Consider the following 600-nt stretch of genomic DNA (forward strand, 5'->3'; position numbering starts at 1 on the left):
CTCAGACCAATTCAACCTAATATCACATGGAGTATTGATTTTATGCAGGATACGCTACAAGATGGGAGGAAAATTCGTTCTCTTAATGTCATAGATGATTTTAATAGGGAAGCATTAATGGTTACTATCAACAACAGCTTGCCTGCTCAAAGGGTGATTAATGAATTAGACAATTTAATCCAATGGAGGGGTAAACCAGAGCGAATTCGCGTAGATAATGGTCCCGAATTTATTGCACAAAAGATGAAGGATTGGTGCCAAAATAATCAAATAGAATTAACCTATATTCAACCTGGAAAACCTACCCAAAACAGTTTGATTGAGCGTTTTAATAGAACATTTCGACAGGAAGTATTGGATTGTTATATGTTTGAATCAACCCGCCAAATGCAGAATTATGTAAACGCATGGATATGGATTTATAATAATGAAAGACCTCATTCTGGGCTGAATTATATGACGCCTATAGGGTTCTTGTTGAAATATGGGAAACTCAACTTTGAAACCGCCGAAGAGTTTCCCACATTTCAACAAGAGAAATTTAAAATTATTGATTGGAATTCTTTAGTTTTGAATGTAGCTAATTGAGGGAAGTTTACA

Annotated in this window: 1 protein-coding gene; it reads left to right on the forward strand. The window is 35.2% G+C overall.

The genetic code is table 11. The annotated features are described in order from the left end of the window. Positions 1-588, forward strand: a 588-nt coding sequence (locus tag B0A78_RS08575; protein ID WP_133065784.1) for an integrase core domain-containing protein, incomplete at its 5' end; no start/stop codon positions are given. Between the last annotated feature and the right edge of the window lie 12 nt (positions 589-600).

This window comes from Flavobacterium columnare NBRC 100251 = ATCC 23463, assembly GCF_002530675.1.
In the GTDB taxonomy this organism is placed as follows: domain Bacteria; phylum Bacteroidota; class Bacteroidia; order Flavobacteriales; family Flavobacteriaceae; genus Flavobacterium; species Flavobacterium columnare.